Genomic DNA, 19114 nt, shown 5'->3' on the forward strand with positions numbered 1-19114 from the left:
AAATGCCAAAACGTACAGACATAAAAAGCATCCTGATCCTCGGCGCTGGCCCGATCGTTATCGGCCAGGCGTGTGAGTTCGACTACTCGGGTGCCCAGGCGTGTAAAGCGCTGCGCGAAGAGGGTTACCGCGTCATTCTGGTCAACTCCAACCCGGCGACCATCATGACCGACCCGGAAATGGCCGATGCGACCTACATCGAGCCGATCCACTGGGAAGTGGTGCGCAAGATCATCGAAAAAGAGCGCCCGGATGCGGTGCTGCCGACCATGGGCGGCCAGACGGCGCTGAACTGCGCGCTGGAACTGGAGCGTCAGGGCGTGCTGGCCGAGTTCGGCGTTACCATGATCGGCGCCACCGCCGATGCGATTGACAAGGCCGAAGACCGTCGCCGTTTCGATGTGGCGATGAAGAAAATCGGTCTGGATACCGCGCGTTCCGGCATCGCGCACACCATGGAAGAAGCGCTGGCGGTGGCCGCTGACGTCGGCTTCCCGTGCATCATCCGTCCTTCCTTTACCATGGGCGGCACCGGCGGCGGCATCGCCTACAACCGCGAAGAGTTCGAAGAAATCTGCGAACGCGGCCTGGACCTGTCGCCGACCAACGAGCTGCTGATCGATGAATCGCTGATCGGTTGGAAAGAGTACGAGATGGAAGTGGTGCGTGATAAGAACGACAACTGCATCATCGTCTGCTCCATCGAAAACTTCGACGCCATGGGCATCCACACCGGCGACTCGATCACCGTCGCGCCGGCCCAGACCCTGACCGACAAGGAATACCAAATCATGCGCAACGCCTCGATGGCGGTGCTGCGTGAGATCGGCGTTGAAACCGGCGGCTCCAACGTGCAGTTCTCGGTCAACCCGAAAACCGGCCGCCTGATCGTCATCGAAATGAACCCGCGCGTATCGCGCTCTTCGGCGCTGGCGTCGAAAGCCACCGGCTTCCCCATCGCCAAGATCGCCGCCAAGCTGGCGGTGGGTTACACCCTCGATGAGCTGATGAATGACATCACCGGCGGCCGCACCCCGGCGTCGTTCGAGCCGTCCATCGACTACGTCGTGACCAAGATCCCGCGCTTCAACTTCGAGAAGTTCGCCGGCGCCAACGATCGCCTGACTACCCAGATGAAGTCGGTCGGTGAAGTGATGGCCATCGGCCGCACCCAGCAGGAATCGCTGCAAAAAGCGCTGCGCGGCCTGGAAGTGGGCGCCACCGGTTTCGACCCGAAAGTGAGCCTGGACGATCCGGAAGCGCTGACCAAAATTCGCCGCGAGCTGAAAGACGCCGGTTCCGACCGCATCTGGTACATCGCCGACGCCTTCCGCGCCGGTTTGTCGGTAGACGGCGTGTTCAACCTGACCAACGTCGACCGCTGGTTCCTGGTGCAGATTGAAGAGCTGGTGCGCCTGGAAGAGCAGGTTGCCGACGCGGGCATCAACGGCCTGAACAAAGAGTTCCTGCGCACCCTGAAGCGCAAAGGCTTCGCCGATGCGCGCCTGGCCAAGCTGGCCGGCGTCGCCGAGAGCGAAATTCGCAAGCTGCGCCACAGCTACGGTTTGCACCCGGTGTACAAGCGCGTGGATACCTGCGCGGCGGAATTCGCCACCGACACCGCCTATATGTACTCCACCTATGAAGAAGAGTGCGAGTCCAACCCGACCAACGACCGGCCGAAAGTGATGGTGCTGGGCGGCGGGCCGAACCGTATCGGCCAGGGCATCGAGTTTGACTACTGCTGCGTGCACGCTTCGCTGGCGCTGCGTGAAGACGGCTACGAGACCATCATGGTCAACTGTAACCCGGAAACCGTCTCCACCGACTACGACACCTCAGACCGCCTGTACTTTGAGCCGGTAACGCTGGAAGACGTGCTGGAAATCGTGCGCATCGAGAAGCCGAAGGGCGTGATCGTGCAGTATGGCGGCCAGACTCCGCTGAAGCTGGCGCGCGAGCTGGAAGCCGCAGGCGTGCCGGTTATCGGCACCAGTCCGGACGCCATCGACCGCGCCGAAGACCGCGAGCGCTTCCAGCAGGCGGTCAACCGTCTGGGCCTGAAGCAACCGGCCAACGCCACCGTGACCGCCATCGAACAGGCGGTGGAGAAGGCGGCGGCCATCGGCTATCCGCTGGTGGTGCGTCCTTCCTACGTGCTGGGCGGCCGGGCGATGGAAATCGTTTACGACGAAACCGACCTGCGCCGCTACTTCCAGACCGCGGTCAGCGTATCCAACGATGCGCCGGTGCTGCTGGATCGCTTCCTGGACGACGCGGTGGAAGTGGACGTCGACGCCATCTGCGACGGCGAACGCGTGCTGATTGGCGGCATCATGGAGCACATCGAGCAGGCGGGCGTGCACTCCGGCGACTCCGCGTGTTCGCTGCCGGCGTACACCCTGAGCCAGGAAATTCAGGACGTGATGCGTCGTCAGGTGGAAAAACTGGCGTTCGAGCTGCAGGTGCGCGGCCTGATGAACGTGCAGTTCGCGGTGAAAGACAACGAAGTCTACCTGATTGAAGTCAACCCGCGCGCCGCGCGCACCGTGCCGTTCGTCTCCAAAGCCACCGGCGTGCCGCTGGCCAAGGTGGCCGCGCGCGTGATGGCGGGCAAAACGCTGGTCGAGCAGGGCGTTACCGAAGAGATCATCCCGCCGTACTATTCGGTGAAAGAAGTGGTGCTGCCGTTCAACAAATTCCCGGGCGTCGACCCGATTCTGGGGCCGGAAATGCGCTCTACCGGGGAAGTGATGGGCGTGGGCCGCACCTTCGCGGAAGCCTTCTCCAAAGCGATGCTGGGCAGCAACTCGGGCATGAAGAAGCAGGGCCGCGCGCTGCTGTCGGTGCGTGAAGGCGATAAAGCCCGCGTGGTCGATTTGGCCGCCAGCCTGCTGAAGCAGGGCTTCGAGCTGGACGCCACCCACGGCACCGCGGTGGTGCTGGGCGAAGCGGGCATCAACCCGCGCCTGGTCAACAAGGTGCACGAAGGGCGTCCGCACATTCAGGACCGTATCAAGAACGGCGAGTACACTTACATCGTCAACACTACGGCAGGCCGTCAGGCGATTGAGGACTCCAAGCTGATTCGCCGCAGCGCACTGCAGTACAAGGTGCACTACGACACCACGCTGAACGGCGGCTTCGCCACCGCGATGGCGCTGAAAGCGGATCCGACCGAGCAGGTGACGTCGGTGCAGGAAATGCACGCGCGCATCGGCAAGTAACCGCGCGATAACGCAACGTAAGGGGCGCTGCAGATGCAGCGCCCTTTTTTATTCAGCGAATTTGTCGGCTGGCGTTAAAAATTTCCGCTATCAATCAGTGGGCAAACTGTCACTCTGTGTGATTGGTATATGCTTGGTGTATTGGCAAGGAACGAAGGAACGACGATAACAATGATTCTGATAATTTATGCTCACCCGTATCCCCGGCATTCGCATGCCAATCACCGCCTGCTGCAGGCGGTGAAGGATCTCCCCGAGGTGGAGGTGCGCTCGCTGTATGAGCTGTACCCCGATTTCAATATCGACATCAACGCCGAGCAGCGGGCGGTGGAGCGCGCCGACCTGGTGGTGCTGCAACATCCGATGCAGTGGTACAGCTTCCCGCCGTTGTTGAAGCTGTGGATCGACAAAGTGCTGGAGCACGGCTGGGCCTACGGCCACGACGGCAATGCGCTGGTGGGTAAAGATTGCCTGTGGGCGGTGACCAGCGGCGGTGACGAGCACCACTTCGAGCTGGGCGACTTCCCCAACTTCGCCGCGCTGGCGCAGCCGCTGCAGGCCACGGCGATCTATTGCGGCATGACCTGGCTGCCTTATTTCGCCGTGCACAATACCTTTACCTGCAACGAGCCGGCGCTGCTCGCCGCCGGCGAAGCCTACCGCCAGCGGCTGGTCGACTACCTGATGGAACATGCCGAAGCGGAAACCCGGGAGGCCAGCCATGGATAATCACCACATGATGATCGAAGGGCTGATCTACCTCGGCTCCGCGGCGCTGTTTGTACCGATCGCGGTGCGCCTGGGACTGGGCTCGGTGCTCGGTTACCTGATCGCCGGCTGTATCATTGGCCCCTGGGGGCTGAAGCTGGTGTCGGACGCTGAATCGATCCTGACCTTCGCCGAGATCGGCGTGGTGCTGATGCTGTTTATCATCGGCCTGGAGCTGGATCCTAAACGGCTGTGGACGCTGCGTGCCTCGGTGTTCGGCGGCGGCAGCATTCAGATGGTGGGCTGCGGCCTGGCGCTGAGCGCCTTCTGTTACTTCCTTGGCCTTAACTGGAAGGTGGCGTTGCTGATTGGCCTGACGCTGGCGCTCTCATCCACCGCCATTGCCATGCAGGCGATGAGCGAACGCAATCTGACGCCGTCGCCGATCGGCCGTAGCGCGTTTGCGGTGCTGCTGTTCCAGGATATCGCGGCGATCCCGCTGGTGGCGATGATCCCGCTGCTGGCCAGCAGCGGCGCCACCACCACGCTGGGCGCTTTCATGCTGTCGGCGGCCAAGGTGGTGGGCGCGTTGACGATGGTGGTGTTGCTTGGCCGCTACGTCACCCGCCCGCTGCTGCACTTCGTCGCCCGTTCGGGCATGCGCGAAGTGTTCAGCGCCGTGGCGTTGTTCCTGGTGTTCGGCTTCGGCATCCTGCTGGAGATGGCCGGACTGTCGATGGCGATGGGGGCGTTCCTCGCCGGGGTGCTGTTGGCGAGCTCGGAATACCGCCACGCGCTGGAGAGCGATATTCAGCCGTTCAAGGGATTGCTGCTGGGGCTGTTCTTCATCGGCGTCGGCATGTCGATCGACTTCGGCACGCTGTTCCATCATCCGTTGCTGATCGCCTCGCTGCTGCTGGGCTTTATGCTGATCAAGGCGGCGTTGCTGTGGCTGATTGGGCCGCTGCTCGGCGTGCCGAAGCGCCAGCGCGGCCTGTTCGCCATTCTGCTGGGGCAGGGCAGTGAGTTCGCCTTCGTGATTTTCAGCGCCGCACAGCTGGCCGGCGTCTTGCCGGTTGAATGGGCCAAGTCGCTGACGCTGGCGGTGGCGCTGTCGATGGCGGCCACCCCGCTGCTGTTGGTGATCGCCGCGCAGCTGGAGAAAAATGCGCCGAAAGAGGATCGCCCGGCTGACGTCATTGATGACGAGAATGCCAGCGTGATCATCGCCGGCTTCGGCCGTTTCGGCCAGATCGCCGGTCGTTTGTTATTGGCCAACGGCGTGCACACCGTGGTACTGGATCACGATCCGGACCATATCGAAACGCTGCGCAAATTCGATACCAAGGTGTTCTACGGCGACGCCACGCGCGCCGATCTGCTGGAGGCCGCCGGCGCCGCTCACGCCAAGGTGCTGATCAACGCCATCGACGACGTGGAGGACAGCCTGGCGTTAACCGAGCTGGCCAGGCAGCACTTCCCGCATCTTAAGGTGGTGGCGCGGGCGCGCGACGTCGATCACTGGTATCAGCTGCGGCAGCTGGGGGTGGAAAAACCGGAGCGCGAAACCTTCGAAAGCTCGCTGCGTGTCGGCCGTGAAACGCTGGAGTTGCTGGGGCTGGACGCCTATGAGGCGCGCGAGAAAGCGGACACTTTCCGCCGCTATAACCTGAAGATGCTGGAAGATACGCTGGATAATTACCAGGATACCGAGTTCCGTATCGCCAGCCTGCAGCGGGCCAAGGAGATGCTCAGCGCGGCCATCGAGCAGGATCAGAATCGGCTGGCGCGGGTGCAGCAGACCGGTTGGCGCGGCAGTATCGACGGCAAGGCGCCGGAGGATGAAGTGGTGGAAGCCAAAGGATAAGGGGAGGGGCGCCGTGATGGCGCCCCTTTTTTTGCTTAGCTCAGCGCAACCTTGATGCCCAGCGCGATCAACATGCCGCCCAGCAATTTGTCGACGATCTTCTGCGTCTTTTCCAGCCCGCGGCGCACCGGCCCGCTCTGGATCAAAAATACCAACAGCGGCCACCAGATGACCGACAGGCCGAGAATAATCCCCGCGTACCACAGCTTGTCACCCAGACCGGAATCGATCTGCAGCACCTGGGTGAAGACCGCCAGGAAGAACAGGGTGGCTTTCGGATTCAGCAGGTTGCACAGGTAGCCTTGCGCAAAGGCGCTCTTCAGGCTGACCTGCTGCTGCGGCAGATTGCTGACGTTCATTTTGCCGCCGCCGCGCGACAGCAGCGCCTGGATGCCGATCCACACCAGATAGACTGCCCCGGCGTATTTCAGCAGGTTGAACAGCCACGGCGTGGTGGTGATCACCACCGCCAGCCCGGCGACGCAGTAGGACATGTGGGTGGCGACGCCGCAGATCACGCCGAAGGCGGTCATCATGGCGGCCAGCCGCGGGTAGCGGGCGGCGTTTTTGATCACCAGGAAAAAATCCGGGCCGGGGGAGAGCATGCCGAGGGCGGCAATGCCGGCGACGAACAGTGAAGTTTCAAGCATGGTAGGCGTCTCGCGCAAAAGGCAGCAATCTGGCGATAATAACGCCGCTTCCTCTGATGCGCATCAACCCAATGAGGTATTGTTAGGCTCTATGATAATAATTCATCTACCGCCCGCGACGGAGCACCATGCAGCAGACTACCGCCACAGACAGGCCGGAACCGCACCGGCAACAGCGTGAAATCACCCGACTGTGCATTCAATGCGCGTTGCTGCTGTTGCAGCACGGCGCCGAGAGCACGGTGGTGGAACAGTTATCAACTCGCCTGGGACTGGCGCTGGGCATGGACAGCGTGGAAAGTTCGATCTCCGCCAATGCGGTGGTATTGACCACTCTTAGCCATGGTGCCTGTCTGACCACCACCCGTAAGAACGTCGATCGCGGCATCAATATGCAGGTGGTGACCGAAGTGCAGCATATCGTGATCCTCGCCGAGCATCGCCTGGCGGATGCGCACGACGTGGCGCGCCGCTTTGAAAGGATCCGGCCGCTGCGCTACCCGCGCTGGCTGGTGGTATTGATGGTGGGGCTGTCCTGCGGGTGCTTCAGCATGCTCAACGGCGGTGGCGGCGACGCCTTCCTGGTGACCTTTATCGCCAGCGGCACGGCGATGTTGGTGCGCCAGATCCTCACCGCCCGCCAGATGAATCCGCTGATCAATTTCTGCCTGACGGCATTTGTCGCGACGTCGATCTCCGGACTGCTGCTGCGCCTGCCGGCGTTTAAAGACACCTCGAGCGTGGCGATGGCCGCCAGCGTGCTGCTGCTGGTGCCGGGCTTCCCGCTGATCAACGCGGTGGCCGACATGTTCAAGGGGCATGTGAATACCGGGCTGGCGCGCTGGGCGATGGCCAGCCTGCTGACGCTGGCGACCTGTATCGGCGTGGTGATGGCGATGTCGCTGTGGGATCTGCGGGGGTGGTCATGAATCTGCTGTGGGCCTTGTTGCAGGAGATGCTGTTGGCGGCGGTGCCGGCGCTGGGCTTCGCCATGGTGTTTAACGTGCCGCTGCGTGCGCTGCGCTATTGCGCATTGCTCGGGGCTATCGGGCGCGGTTCGCGCATGCTGATGATGCATGCCGGCATGAACATCGAGTGGGCCTCGCTGCTGGCGGCGATCCTGATCGGCATCATCGGCATCTACTGGTCGCGCTGGCTGCTGGCGCATCCGAAGGTGTTCACCGTGGCGGCGGTGATCCCGATGTTTCCCGGCATTTCCGCCTATACCGCGATGATAACTGTGGTGGAGATCTCGCATCTGGGCTACAGCGAGGCCCTGATGGAGACCATGATCACCAACTTCCTTAAGGCCAGTTTTATCGTCGGTGCCTTGTCGATCGGCCTGTCGTTACCGGGCCTGTGGCTGTACCGCAAACGCCCCGGCGTGTGAAATTTCCCGGCGGAAGAACGTTGGTTATTAGATATGCTGATAAGAGCTATCTTATATATTCATCTTGCTTGATTAGCCTATCGACGGCACTCAGGCCTTTACGTATAGTGTCACCAATTTTGCTGCCTACACAGGGTTAAACAATGATTATCAGCCTGATCGCTGCCTTGGCGGCGGATCGCGTTATTGGCATGGAAAACGCCATGCCGTGGCACCTGCCGGCGGACCTTGCGTGGTTTAAACGCAACACGTTGAATAAGCCGGTTATTATGGGCCGCAAGACCTTCGAGTCCATCGGCCGCCCGCTGCCGGGCCGCCACAATATCGTTTTGAGCAGCCGCCCGGGCAGCGAAGCCGGGGTGACCTGGGTAACCTCGCTGGATGAGGCGCTGGCCGCCGCGGGCGACGTGGAGGAAGTGATGGTGATCGGCGGTGGGCGCATCTATACCCAGTTGCTGCCGCGCGCCGACCGTCTGTACCTGACGCACATCGACGCCGAAGTCGGCGGCGATACCCACTTCCCGGATTATGAGCCGGACGAGTGGGAAACCACGTTCAGCGAATTCCACGACGCCGACAATCTGAACTCGCACAGCTACTGTTTCGAAATCCTGCAGCGCCGCTAATCTCAGCGCGTTAGCCAGTTATCCCCGGGGGCGCAAGCAATTGCGCCCCCGGTCTTTTTACGCCGGTCATTCGTAACCTTTCCGTCACATTACCTGATTAGTATGAAGCCCAACTCCGAGCGCCACGGCAACTCTGGTGAATCTTGACCGCGGCGCCATAACTAAAAAGGTAACCACGTTATGACCAAGCAAATTGAGCAATTAGACGCCGACCGCCTGATCGATCCCACTCGCCGCAAGCTGTTGCTCGGCAGCGCCGGCGCCGTCGGCCTTGCCGGCTTTCTCGGCGGTGGCATCTGGTCGGTCTCCGCCGAGGCGTTGGCCGAGGATCTGCCACCGAACAGGCTGCTGGGCTTTCAGGGCATCGCCGCATCTACCGCCGACGAGGTGACCATCGCGCCGGGCTACCGCGCGGAGGTGCTGATCTCCTGGGGCGAGCCGCTGGTGGACGGCGCGCCGGCCTTCGATCCGCAGGGCAACAACAGCGCCGCCGATCAGGAAAAACAGTTTGGCGACAACAATGACGGCATGAGCTTCTTCCCTATTGATGACAATCACGGCGTGATGGCCATCAATAACGAATACGTCAACGAACAGTATCTGTTCGCCCACGGCGGCGCCAAAGCCACCAGCCTGGAAGAGGTGCGCAAGTCACAGGCGGCGCACGGCGTCTCCATTGTGGCGGTCAAGCGGGTCGGCGACGGCCAGCGCTGGGAGGTGGAACGCCCGTCGCGCTATAACCGCCGCATCACCGCCAACAGCGAAATGCAGTTCAGCGGCCCGGCCGCCGGGCACCCGCTGCTGCAGACCGCCGCCGATCCGAGTGGCCGCAAGGTGTTGGGCACCTTCGGCAACTGCGCCAACGGCAAGACGCCGTGGGGGACCTATCTGACCTGCGAGGAAAACTTCGATACCTATTTCGGCACCCGTCAGGCCGATTATCGCACCACGCCGGAACAGAAGCGCTACACGCTGAAGGCCAGCGAACCGGAGCGCAACTGGCCGGACTATGATGAGCGCTTCGATGTGGCGAAGAACCCTAACGAATTCAACCGCCACGGCTGGATCGTCGAGATCGATCCGTTGAATCCGGCCTCGACGCCCATCAAGCACACCGCGCTCGGCCGCTTCAAACATGAAAACGCGGCGGTGACCGTGGCCAAAGACGGCCGTCTGGTAGTGTATATGGGCGACGACGAGCGCGGCGAACATATCTATAAATACGTCTCCAAAGGCGTGGTCGACGCCGCCAATCCGGCCAACAATCGCACGCTGCTGGACGAGGGGACGCTGTACGTGGCGCAGTTCGACGGCGATGAGGCCGGCACGCCGCTGAAGGGCAAAGGGCGCTGGATTGCGCTCGAGTTCGGCAAGAACGGCCTGACGCCGGAGAACGGCTTCCGCGACGAGGCCGAAGTGCTGATCTTCGCCCGCAAGGCGGCGCAGCAGGTCGGCGCCACCAAAATGGATCGCCCGGAGTGGATCGCGGTGAACCCGCATGACGGCCGCGCGTACTGTACGCTGACCAACAACAGCAAGCGCGGTGAGGAAGGGATGCCGCTGAACGCCGCCAACCCGCGGCCTAACAATATCTATGGCCAGATCATTCGCTGGGATGAAGGTGGCGACGCTACCGCCGACGTCTTCACCTGGGACATCTATGCGCTGTGCGGCAACCCGATCGCCCACCCCGAAGGCGTCAACCGCGGCACGCCGAACATCACGGCGGAAAATACCTTTAACAGCCCGGACGGGCTGGGCTTCGATCGCGCCGGCCGCCTGTGGATCCTCACCGACGGCAAGTACAGCAACAAGGGCGATTATGTCGGGCAGGGCAACAACCAGATGCTGGTGGGCGATCCGATCAGCGGCGAGATCCGCCGTTTCATGGTGGGGCCGAAGTCCTGCGAACTGACCGGCATCACTTTCACCCCGGACTACAAGACGATGTTCGTCAACGTGCAGCATCCGGGAGAAGAGGGCGATTCGCACTTCCCGAACAACAGCCCGCGCCCGCGTTCATCGGTATTGATGATCACGCGTGAAGATGGCGGGGTGATTGGGGCGTAAGGCGATAATATAGAAAACAAAGGCGGCCACGGGGCCGCCTTTGTATTTTCAGGATGCGGCCAGTCTGCCGGCGTGGTCAGACGCCTCGCCCCGATTGGCGGGCTGCGTGAAGTAACGGTGGTCTTCCCAGCGCAGCATCGTCAGGTCGCCGCCCCAGCAGCAGCCGGTATCCAGCCCGATCACGCCTTCCGGCGTGCCCTTGCCTTCGAGCGAGGCCCAGTGGCCGAAGATGATGGTGTATTCCGGGTCCACCAGGCGCGGCAGTTCGAACCACGGCTTCAGCGGCGCCGGCGCGCTGCCCGGCGCATCTTTGCAGATCATGTCGAGCTGGCCGTTGGGGAAGCAGTAGCGCATGCGCGTGAACGCATTGGTGCTGAAACGCAGGCGCGCCAGGCCGCTCAGCTCCGGCGCCCAGTTGTTCGGCATGTCGCCGTACATGGCGTCGAGGAACAGCGGATAGCTGTCGCTGCTCAATACCGCTTCCACTTCGCGCGCGCACATTTTCGCGGTGTCGATATCCCACTGCGGGGTGATGCCGGCGTGCGCCATCACCAGCTTTTGCTCATCATCCACCTGCAGCACCGGTTGGCGGCGCAGCCAGTTGATCAGCTCGTCGACGTCAGGCGCCTCCAGCAGCGGGGTGATGCGATCTTTGGGTTTGTTGCGGCTGATGCCGGCGTAGACCGCCAGCAGGTGCAGATCGTGGTTGCCCAGCACCATGCGCACCGCCGGACCGAGCGAGCGCACGTAGCGCAGCACGTCCAGCGAGGCGGGGCCGCGCGCCACCAGATCGCCGGTCAGCCACAGTTGATCGCGCTCGGGATCGAACGCAACCTGAGCCAGCAGCGACTTCAGTTCATCGAAACAGCCGTGAACGTCGCCGATAAGGTATGTCGACATAATTAATGGATCAGCGTTGGAATGGCTAAGCGAAAAACGGGAATAGCGGTGCGGAACGGCTGACCCTGATGGTCAACCATTTCGTAATGGCCTTCCATGGTGCCCAGCGGCGTTTCCAGAATGGCGCCGCTGGTGTACTGAAACTCTCCACCAGGCGGAATGACGGGCTGTTCGCCGATCACGCCTTCGCCCTGGACTTCGGTTTGGCGGCCGTTGCTGTTGGTGATCAGCCAGTAACGGCCCAGCAGTTGCACGTTGGTCCGCCCCAGATTGCGGATGGTGATGGTATAGGCGAAGACGTAACGCTCTTCTTCAGGGATCGACTGTGATTCCACATAGATGCTCTGAACCTGAATACACACGCGGGGCGAATCAATCATGACAACAACTCCTTATTGCTGCGGCGCCGGATTGGCTGACAGCCAGTTCGCCAGCTTGCAGTACTGCGCCACAGAAATATTCTCTGCTCTGAGCGAAGGATCGACGCCCAGCTCCGTCAGCTGCTCCGGCGTGAACAGGTCGCCCAGGCTGTTGCGGATGGTTTTCCGCCGCTGGTTGAACGCCTGCGTGGTGATGCGGCTCAGCATGCGCACGTCGCCCACCGGGTTCGGCAGCTCGGTGTGCGGGACCAGGCGCACCACGGCGGAATCGACCTTCGGCGGCGGCGCGAACGCGGTCGGCGGCACTTCCAGCACCGGAATGACGTTGCAGTAGTACTGCGCCATCACGGTCAAACGCCCGTAGGCCTTGCTGTTCGGGCCGGCCACCAGACGGTTGACCACCTCTTTTTGCAACATAAAGTGCATGTCGCGGATTGCCTGAGTATAGCTGAAAAGGTGGAACATCAGCGGCGTCGAAATATTGTACGGCAGGTTACCAAATACGCGCAGCGGTTGGCCAGCTTCCTCGGCCAGTTCGGCGAAATTCACCGTCATGGCGTCCTGCTGGCGGATGGTCAGCTTGTCTTTCAGCCGCGGGTGGTTCTCCAACCGGGTGGCCAGATCGCGGTCCAGTTCGATCACCGTCATGCGGTCCATGCGTGCGCCAACCGGCTCGGTCAAGGCGCCGAGGCCGGGGCCGATCTCGACCACCGCTTCGCCCGGCTGCGGGTGAATGGCGGAGACAATGCTATCGATGACAAACTGATCGGTTAAAAAGTTTTGTCCAAAGCGTTTGCGGGCAAAGTGCCCTTGGTGGACTCTGTTATTCATTACAATTAATTATCATTTTAATGGCGAGATTCAGGGCCGTTTGGAAACTGCCGACATCGGCGGTGCCGGTGCCGGCCAGTTCCAGAGCGGTACCGTGGTCGACCGAGGTGCGTATGAAAGGCAAACCGAGGGTGATATTCACCGCGCGGCCGAACCCTTGGTATTTTAGCACCGGCAGCCCCTGATCGTGATACATCGCCAGCACCGCATCGGCATCTTGCAGATATTTGGGCTGGAACAGGGTGTCCGCCGGCAGCGGGCCGATCAGATGGATACCGTCAGCGCGCAGCGCGTCGAGCGCCGGGATGATGGTGTCTATCTCTTCGCGCCCCATATGGCCGCCTTCCCCAGCGTGGGGATTCAGACCGCAGACGTAAATGTGCGGCTGAGCGATGCCAAATTTGGTTTTCAGATCGTGGTCGAGAATGCGAATGACTTCGAACAGGCTCTGCTGCGTGATGGCGCCCGGCACCGCCAGCAGCGGCAGGTGGGTGGTCGCCAGCGCCACGCGCAGCTCTTCGGTCGCGAGCATCATCACCACGCGATCGCAGCGGCTGCGATCGGCAAAGAATTCGGTATGGCCGATAAACGGCACGCCGGCGTCGTTGATCACGCCTTTGTTCACCGGGCCGGTGATCAGAGCGGCAAATTCGCCGTTCAGGCAGCCGTCGCAGGCGCGCGCCAGGGTTTCCACCACGTAGGCGCTGTTGCCGACGTTCAGTTCACCGGCGGTGACCGGCTGAGCGAGCGACACCGGCAGCACGGTCAGCGTGCCGGCGCGTTGCGCCTCGGCCGGTTGCTGCGGTTGGTAGTGGCGCAGCGTCAGCGGCAGGCCCAAGCGCCTGGCGCGTTCAAGCAGCAGGGCCGGATCGGCGCACACCACCAGCTCAACAGGCCAATCCTGTTGCGCCAGGGCGGCTACCAAATCCGGCCCCACCCCGGCGGGTTCGCCGGGGGTAATGACGACGCGTTTATTGCTGTGCATCGCTGCCATCGAGGATCTTCACGTAAGCCTGGGCGCGCTGTTCCTGCATCCAGGTCTGCGCCTCTTCGGCGAACTTACGGTTGAACAGCATGCGGTAAGCGCGATCTTTCTGCGCGGCGTCGGTTTTATCCACCTGACGGGTATCCAGCAGCTGAATCAGGTGCCAACCGAAGGAAGAGTGGACCGGCGCGCTGATTTCACCTTTGCTCAGCTTCAGCAACGCATCGCGGAAGGCCGGATCGTAGATGTCCGGGGAGGCCCAGCCCAGATCGCCGCCCTGCATGGCGGAACCCGGATCCTGCGACAGCTGTTTGGCCTCGTCGGCGAATTTGGCGCGGCCGCTCTTGATGGCTTCCGCAACGGATTGCAGCTTGGCGCGTGCTTGATCGTCAGTCAGCACCACCGAAGGCTTCAGCAGGATGTGACGGGCGTGCACTTCGGTGACCGACACCGACTGGCTGGCGCCGCGGATATCGTTGACTTTCAGGATGTGGAAGCCGACGCCGGAACGGATTGGGCCGACGACGTCGCCTTTCTTGGCGCTCACCAGACGTTCAGCGAACAGGGTCGGGATCTCTTGCAGCTTGCCCCAGCCCATGTTGCCGCCTTTCAGCGCCTGAGAATCGGCGGAGTAGGTGATCGCCAGCTTGCCGAAGTCGGCACCGCTGTTGATCTCACCCACCAGGCGTTTGGCCAGCTCTTCGGCTTTGTCGACCTGCTGCTGCGACGGGTTTTCCGGCAGCGGGATCAGGATGTGGCTGATGTTCATTTCGGTGTCGCTGCCGTTCTGCGCGCCCACCTGTTTGGCCAGCGCGTCCACTTCCTGCGGCAGGATGGTGACGCGGCGGCGCACTTCGTTGTTACGCACTTCGGAAATCAGCATCTCTTTGCGGATCTGCGAACGGTAGGTGTTGTAGTTCAACCCTTCGTACGACAGGCGGCTGCGCAGCTGATCGACGTTCATGCGGTTCTGCGCGGCGATGTTGGCGATCGCTTTGTCCAGCTCGGCGTCGGACACGGTAATGCCCATTTTCTTGGCCATCTGCAGCTGGATGTTATCCATGATCAGCCGTTCGATGATCTGATGGCGCAGCGTCTTGTCGTCCGGCAACTGTTGGCCGGCCTGCTGGGCGTTGAGCTTGACTGACTGCAACAGACCGTTGACGTCGCTTTCGAGTACCACGCCGTTATCCACGACGGCGGCGACTTTATCCACTTCTTGGGGTGCTGCGAACGCGGCATTGGCGCAAACCACCAATCCGAGAATAAGCGTTCTCCAGTTCTTCATACATTTCCCATTATGTAATCCGCAAATGCGGGTGAAAGTTCTCGTTTTCAAAGTGTTGCAAAGCGTCAGAATGCGCGCTGATACGGCAGAATGCCGGAGCGCAGCATTTCTGCGGAGCCGAGACTATGATCGCTGCTCAGGCCGCGCAGTTCGACGTTGAACGAAACTCTGTTGTCGTAAACGCTGGTATTGTTGCTGTTGTTCCAGTCGGTGATCTTGCGCTCATAGCCCAGGGTCACCGCCCAGCAGCAGGTGTTGTACTTCAGCCCCACCAGTTGATCGGCGGATTGTTTGGCGCGGGTATCGTAGTAGTACGCCCCGACGACCGCCCAACGATCGGCGATCGGCCAACTGCCGGTGATGCCCACCTGCGAGATGCCGTCCTGGAAGGCCGGAACCGTTTTGGTGTTCAACGCCGTCTGGATGTATTCCGGCGTGGCGTAACGGTAGTTCAGCTGCACCACGCGCTCGGCATCCTGGCGGTATTCCACCACGCCGTTGCCCAGCGAGACGCTGTTCAGGCGGGTGTCATACTGCAGGCCACCGCGCAGGCCCCAACGATCGTCGATTTTCCAATAGGTATCGCCGGCCCAGGCCACGCTGCCGGTGTCGTCGTTGTTGTCGTAACCGGTCATCTGGTCACCGGTACGCGAACGGCTGAAGTAGTAGATTTGACCCACGGAAGCGTTAAAACGTTCCACCAGCGCGTCATCATAAATGCGCGTAGTCAAACCGGTAGAGACGCGGTTCTGCGAAGCGATGCGATCCAGGCCGCTGTAGGTGCGGTCGCGGAACAGGCCGGAGTAGTCGGTCTGCAACAGCGTGCTGTCGTAGGTGTAGATGTTGCTCTGGTCGCGGTACGGCACGTACAGGTACTGCACGCGCGGCTCCAGCGTCTGGGTGGCGCCTTCGGCCCAGATCATCGGCCTCTCGAACACCAGCTTGCCGTCTACCTTGAACTGTGGCAATACGCGGTTGACCGAGTCGTCGAGCTTCGGTGCGTCGGCTGCGCTTACTTGATTACGCATGGCGTAGTTAGCGGCGAAACCGTCAGGAATATCCTGCTGGTAGTGGGTCGCCATCAGCTTGGCTTCGGTGTTCAGGCTGGCCCAGCCGTTGGTGAGCGGCAGACTCAGCGTCGGCTCCATGTGCAGACGGGTGGCGTCCGGGCTGTACGGGTTGACGCTGGTGAACTTGGCCGCCTGGCCGTAAATATGGAAATCGAACGGGCCGAGGTCGTTCTTGTAGTAGTTCAGATCCAGCTGCGGCTGTACCTTGTAGGTCTGCGACCAGGTACGATCGGTATTGTCGAAAATCTGGAACTGTTTGGAGCTCAGCGTGGCGTTCCAGTTCTCGTTGGCGTAGCCGAGGCTGAATTTCTGCGTGGCGTAGCCGTCGGTAGTGGAGCCGTACTTGGAGTCCAGATCGGTGAAGTATTTGTAATCGCTGACCTTGGTGTAGTCGACGTTGAAACGCCACACCTGATCCATAACGCCGTTGTGGTTCCAGTAGAACAGCCAGCGTTTGCTGTCGTCATTATCTTTACCGTATTCCTTGTCGTCCGGCAGCCAGTCGAACTCCATCAGGCCGAGGCCCGGCTGCACCAGATAGCGGAACTCGGTCTGCCACTGCAGGCCGCGTTTGGACATATAGTGTGGCGTGATGGTGGCATCGTAGTTCGGCGCGATGTTCCAGTAGTACGGCAACATGAACTCGAAGCCGTTGTTGCTGCCGTACTTGGCGTTCGGGATCAGGAAGCCGGAACGGCGCTTGTCGCCGACCGGCAATTGCAGGTATGGGCTGTAGAACACCGGCACGCCGCCGATGCGGAAGCGGGCGTTCCACACTTCCGCCACCTGCTCTTCGCGATCGTGGATCACTTCGGAGCCGACCACGCTCCAGCTGTCGTCGCCCGGCAGACAGGAGGTAAAGGTGCCGTTTTCCAGAATGGTGTAACGGTTGGCGCCGCGCATTTTCATCTTGTCGGCGTCGCCGCGCCCCTGACGGCCGACCATCTGGTAGTCGCCTTCATAGACGTCGGTATCTTTGGTATTCAGGTTCGACCAGGCCTTAGGGCCTTTCAGTTTGATCTGATTGTCGCTGTAGTGCACGTCGCCGGTGGCGGTGACGGTGCGCACCGGTTCCGTCTGGCCAGGGTTTTGCGTCTGGTTCAGCTCGACTTCTTTGGCGGTCAGGGTGCTGTTGCCTTGCTCGATATGCACGTTGCCGCTGAACAGGGCGCTTTTCGGGTAGTCGGCGCGCGAGTCATCGGCATTGATGGTCACCGGCTGGCTGTTCGGATCGCCGCTGACCAAAGGCTTGTCGTAAACGGGAACGCCAAGCATGCATTGCTCGGCCAGATCAGCCAGCGCATGCTGACTGTAGAGTGCCGTCCAAATCATCGTGGCCAGCAGTGTTGGGAAACTTTTTTTCATACGCGGTTTTGGTGTTCCGTCATCAGAGGCGTCGTGTCCGGCAAACGGTCAGAGACTATATTACTCATCTGCGTTGCGCTAGTGCTAAATCCAGCCGTTTACTTGCGTCGTCGTTAGGCGCAAAGATAAATGACAGGTATGATAATCCAAATTCTAGGAAAAATCGCCTGCGCCCTTTCCTGAAGCGAAGGAGAGCGGGCGGCTTTCGGCATGATAATTGAGGAGTATATGCAGTATTGGGGAAAACTGCTCGGCGTCATCGTCGCCATCTGGTCTGGCGCGGGATTCTGGGGTGTAGTTCTGGGGCTGATTATCGGTCATATGATCGATACGGCGCGCAGCAACAAGCGCAGCCGGGGGTTTTTCACCGACCAGCAAACGCGGCAAACGCTGTTTTTCCGCACCACTTTTCAGGTGATGGGCCACCTGACCAAATCCAAAGGGCGCGTCACCGAGGCGGATATCCAGATCGCCAGCCTGTTTATGGATCGCCTGCAGCTGCACGGCGAAGCCCGCACCGCGGCGCAGCAGGCGTTCCGCGAGGGCAAACAGAGCCAGTTTCCGCTGCGTGAGACGCTGCAGCAGTTCCGCAGCATCTGTTTCGGCCGCTTCGATCTGATTCGGATGTTTCTGGAAATTCAGATTCAGGCGGCGTTTGCCGACGGCTCGCTGCACCCGAACGAACGTCAGGTGCTGTATGTCATCGCCGAAGAGCTGGGCATTTCGCGCGCGCAGTTCGATCAGTTCCTCAGCATGATGGAGGGCGGGCGTCAGTTCGGCGGCGGTCAGCAGGGCGGGTATTCGCAGGGCGGCTATCAGCAGGCTCAGCGCGGCCCGACGCTCGACGATGCGTGCAAGGTGCTCGGCGTGCGCAGCAGCGACGATGCCGCCACCATCAAACGTGCCTACCGCAAGCTGATGAGCGAACACCATCCGGATAAGCTGGTGGCGAAAGGCTTGCCGCCGCAGATGATGGAAATGGCCAAGCAGAAAGCGCAGGAGATCCAGGCGGCGTACGACCTGATCAAACGCGAGAAAGGTTTTAAATAAGCGATGAAAGCGGGCCCGGTATGCCGGGCCCGTTGGGTTTTAGCCTTAGAAATCCGGCTCGGCGCGAAAGTGCATCGGCGTCTGGAAGGCGGGGTGGGTGATGCGCAGCTCTTGCGCATGCAGCTGTAGCCGTGGTGCCATCGCCTTAGCCTCCGGCGGGGCGTAGAAACCGTCGCCGAGGATCGGGTGCCCCAGCGCCAGCATGTGCACCCGCAGCTGATGCGAGCGGCCGGTGATCGGCGTCAGCTTCACGCGCGTGCTGCCATCGGCGTCTCGCGACAGCACCAGATACTCGGTTTGCGCCGCTTTGCCGGTGTCAAAACACACCTTTTGCAGCGGCCGGTTCGGCCAATCGCAGATCAGCGGCAAATCCACCAGTCCTTCGTCATGTTCCATATGCCCCCAAACGCGGGCGATATAGGATTTCTTCGGCTCGCGTTCGCGGAACTGACGCTTCAGCTCACGCTCGGCGGCCTTGTTGAGCGCCACCACGATCACCCCGCTGGTGGCCATGTCCAGCCGGTGCACCGATTCGGCGGCCGGATGATCGGCCTGAATGCGGGTCATCAGGCTGTCTTTGTTTTCCGGCGCGCGGCCGGGCACCGACAGCAAGCCGCTGGGCTTGTTGACCACCATGATGTGTTCATCCTGATACAGGATGTGCAGCGGGTCCTGCGGGGGATTGTAGGGTTCCATCTTGGCTCCGC

16 protein-coding genes are annotated in these 19114 nt (G+C 61.3%); 8 read left to right on the forward strand and 8 right to left on the reverse strand.

Annotation, left to right across the window (positions count from 1 at the left end):
* Positions 1–2 precede the first annotated feature (2 nt).
* The 3 genes from carB (at position 3) to kefC (ending at position 5802) form a co-directional block, all read left to right on the forward strand.
* Complete coding sequence (gene carB / locus ACJ8IJ_RS16560; protein ID WP_280630942.1) at positions 3–3227, forward strand: carbamoyl-phosphate synthase large subunit; 3225 nt, start codon at positions 3–5, stop codon at positions 3225–3227.
* 171 nt (positions 3228–3398) lie between these two features.
* Positions 3399–3956, forward strand: coding sequence for a glutathione-regulated potassium-efflux system oxidoreductase KefF (gene kefF / locus ACJ8IJ_RS16565; protein WP_004932911.1), 558 nt, complete (start codon positions 3399–3401; stop codon positions 3954–3956).
* The gene (kefC, locus tag ACJ8IJ_RS16570; RefSeq protein ID WP_021505358.1) at positions 3949–5802 is read left to right on the forward strand and encodes a glutathione-regulated potassium-efflux system protein KefC; all 1854 of its coding nucleotides are present in this window, start codon (positions 3949–3951) and stop codon (positions 5800–5802) included. Before kefF ends, kefC begins: the two co-directional genes overlap by 8 nt.
* Positions 5803–5837: 35 nt before the next feature.
* Here kefC and ACJ8IJ_RS16575 read toward each other — a convergent pair whose 3' ends face one another.
* Complete coding sequence (locus ACJ8IJ_RS16575; protein ID WP_015376619.1) at positions 5838–6452, reverse strand: LysE family translocator; 615 nt, start codon at positions 6450–6452, stop codon at positions 5838–5840.
* Positions 6453–6580: 128 nt separating this feature from the next.
* Between ACJ8IJ_RS16575 and ACJ8IJ_RS16580 the strand changes: the two genes are divergently transcribed.
* The 4 genes from ACJ8IJ_RS16580 (at position 6581) to ACJ8IJ_RS16595 (ending at position 10538) form a co-directional block, all read left to right on the forward strand.
* The gene (locus ACJ8IJ_RS16580) at positions 6581–7381 is read left to right on the forward strand and encodes a threonine/serine ThrE exporter family protein (RefSeq protein ID WP_015376620.1); all 801 of its coding nucleotides are present in this window, start codon (positions 6581–6583) and stop codon (positions 7379–7381) included.
* Positions 7378–7842: a threonine/serine exporter gene (locus ACJ8IJ_RS16585; protein ID WP_015376621.1), complete on the forward strand. Its 465-nt coding sequence runs from the start codon at positions 7378–7380 to the stop codon at positions 7840–7842. The genes ACJ8IJ_RS16580 and ACJ8IJ_RS16585 overlap by 4 nt, the downstream gene beginning before the upstream one ends.
* Before the next feature lie 143 nt (positions 7843–7985).
* Positions 7986–8468: a type 3 dihydrofolate reductase gene (folA, locus tag ACJ8IJ_RS16590; protein WP_016929122.1), complete on the forward strand. Its 483-nt coding sequence runs from the start codon at positions 7986–7988 to the stop codon at positions 8466–8468.
* Between the two features lie 180 nt (positions 8469–8648).
* Positions 8649–10538 (forward strand): PhoX family protein, encoded by a 1890-nt coding sequence (locus ACJ8IJ_RS16595; protein WP_442518822.1) that lies wholly within the window; start codon positions 8649–8651, stop codon positions 10536–10538.
* Positions 10539–10586: 48 nt separating this feature from the next.
* On the opposite strand, the gene apaH is transcribed toward ACJ8IJ_RS16595, so the two are convergent.
* The 6 genes from apaH to lptD form a co-directional block, all read right to left on the reverse strand.
* Positions 10587–11438: a bis(5'-nucleosyl)-tetraphosphatase (symmetrical) ApaH gene (gene apaH / locus ACJ8IJ_RS16600; protein ID WP_442518823.1), complete on the reverse strand. Its 852-nt coding sequence runs from the start codon at positions 11436–11438 to the stop codon at positions 10587–10589.
* A 2-nt stretch (positions 11439–11440) separates the two neighbouring features.
* Positions 11441–11818, reverse strand: a complete 378-nt coding sequence (gene apaG / locus ACJ8IJ_RS16605) for a Co2+/Mg2+ efflux protein ApaG (protein WP_015376624.1) — start codon at positions 11816–11818, stop codon at positions 11441–11443.
* Between the two features lie 12 nt (positions 11819–11830).
* Positions 11831–12649 (reverse strand): 16S rRNA (adenine(1518)-N(6)/adenine(1519)-N(6))-dimethyltransferase RsmA, encoded by an 819-nt coding sequence (gene rsmA, locus ACJ8IJ_RS16610; RefSeq protein ID WP_004932881.1) that lies wholly within the window; start codon positions 12647–12649, stop codon positions 11831–11833.
* Entirely contained in the window at positions 12642–13643 is a 1002-nt protein-coding gene (pdxA, locus tag ACJ8IJ_RS16615; protein WP_440484869.1) for a 4-hydroxythreonine-4-phosphate dehydrogenase PdxA, read from the reverse strand. The genes rsmA and pdxA overlap by 8 nt, the downstream gene beginning before the upstream one ends.
* Entirely contained in the window at positions 13621–14922 is a 1302-nt protein-coding gene (gene surA, locus ACJ8IJ_RS16620; protein WP_004932876.1) for a peptidylprolyl isomerase SurA, read from the reverse strand. The genes pdxA and surA overlap by 23 nt, the downstream gene beginning before the upstream one ends.
* A gap of 65 nt (positions 14923–14987) precedes the next feature.
* A complete protein-coding gene (gene lptD, locus ACJ8IJ_RS16625; RefSeq protein WP_004932872.1) occupies positions 14988–17357 on the reverse strand; it encodes an LPS assembly protein LptD in 2370 nt (789 codons plus the stop codon).
* A 228-nt stretch (positions 17358–17585) separates the two neighbouring features.
* Between lptD and djlA the strand changes: the two genes are divergently transcribed.
* Complete coding sequence (gene djlA, locus ACJ8IJ_RS16630) at positions 17586–18407, forward strand: co-chaperone DjlA (protein WP_015376627.1); 822 nt, start codon at positions 17586–17588, stop codon at positions 18405–18407.
* Positions 18408–18452: 45 nt separating this feature from the next.
* Here the strand turns inward: djlA and rluA are convergent, their stop codons facing one another.
* On the reverse strand, positions 18453–19103 hold the full coding sequence (rluA, locus tag ACJ8IJ_RS16635) for a bifunctional tRNA pseudouridine(32) synthase/23S rRNA pseudouridine(746) synthase RluA (protein ID WP_004932866.1): 651 nt from the start codon (positions 19101–19103) through the stop codon (positions 18453–18455).
* Positions 19104–19114 lie beyond the last annotated feature (11 nt).

This window comes from Serratia sp. CY40230, assembly GCF_052168835.1.
Classification (GTDB): domain Bacteria; phylum Pseudomonadota; class Gammaproteobacteria; order Enterobacterales; family Enterobacteriaceae; genus Serratia; species Serratia nematodiphila.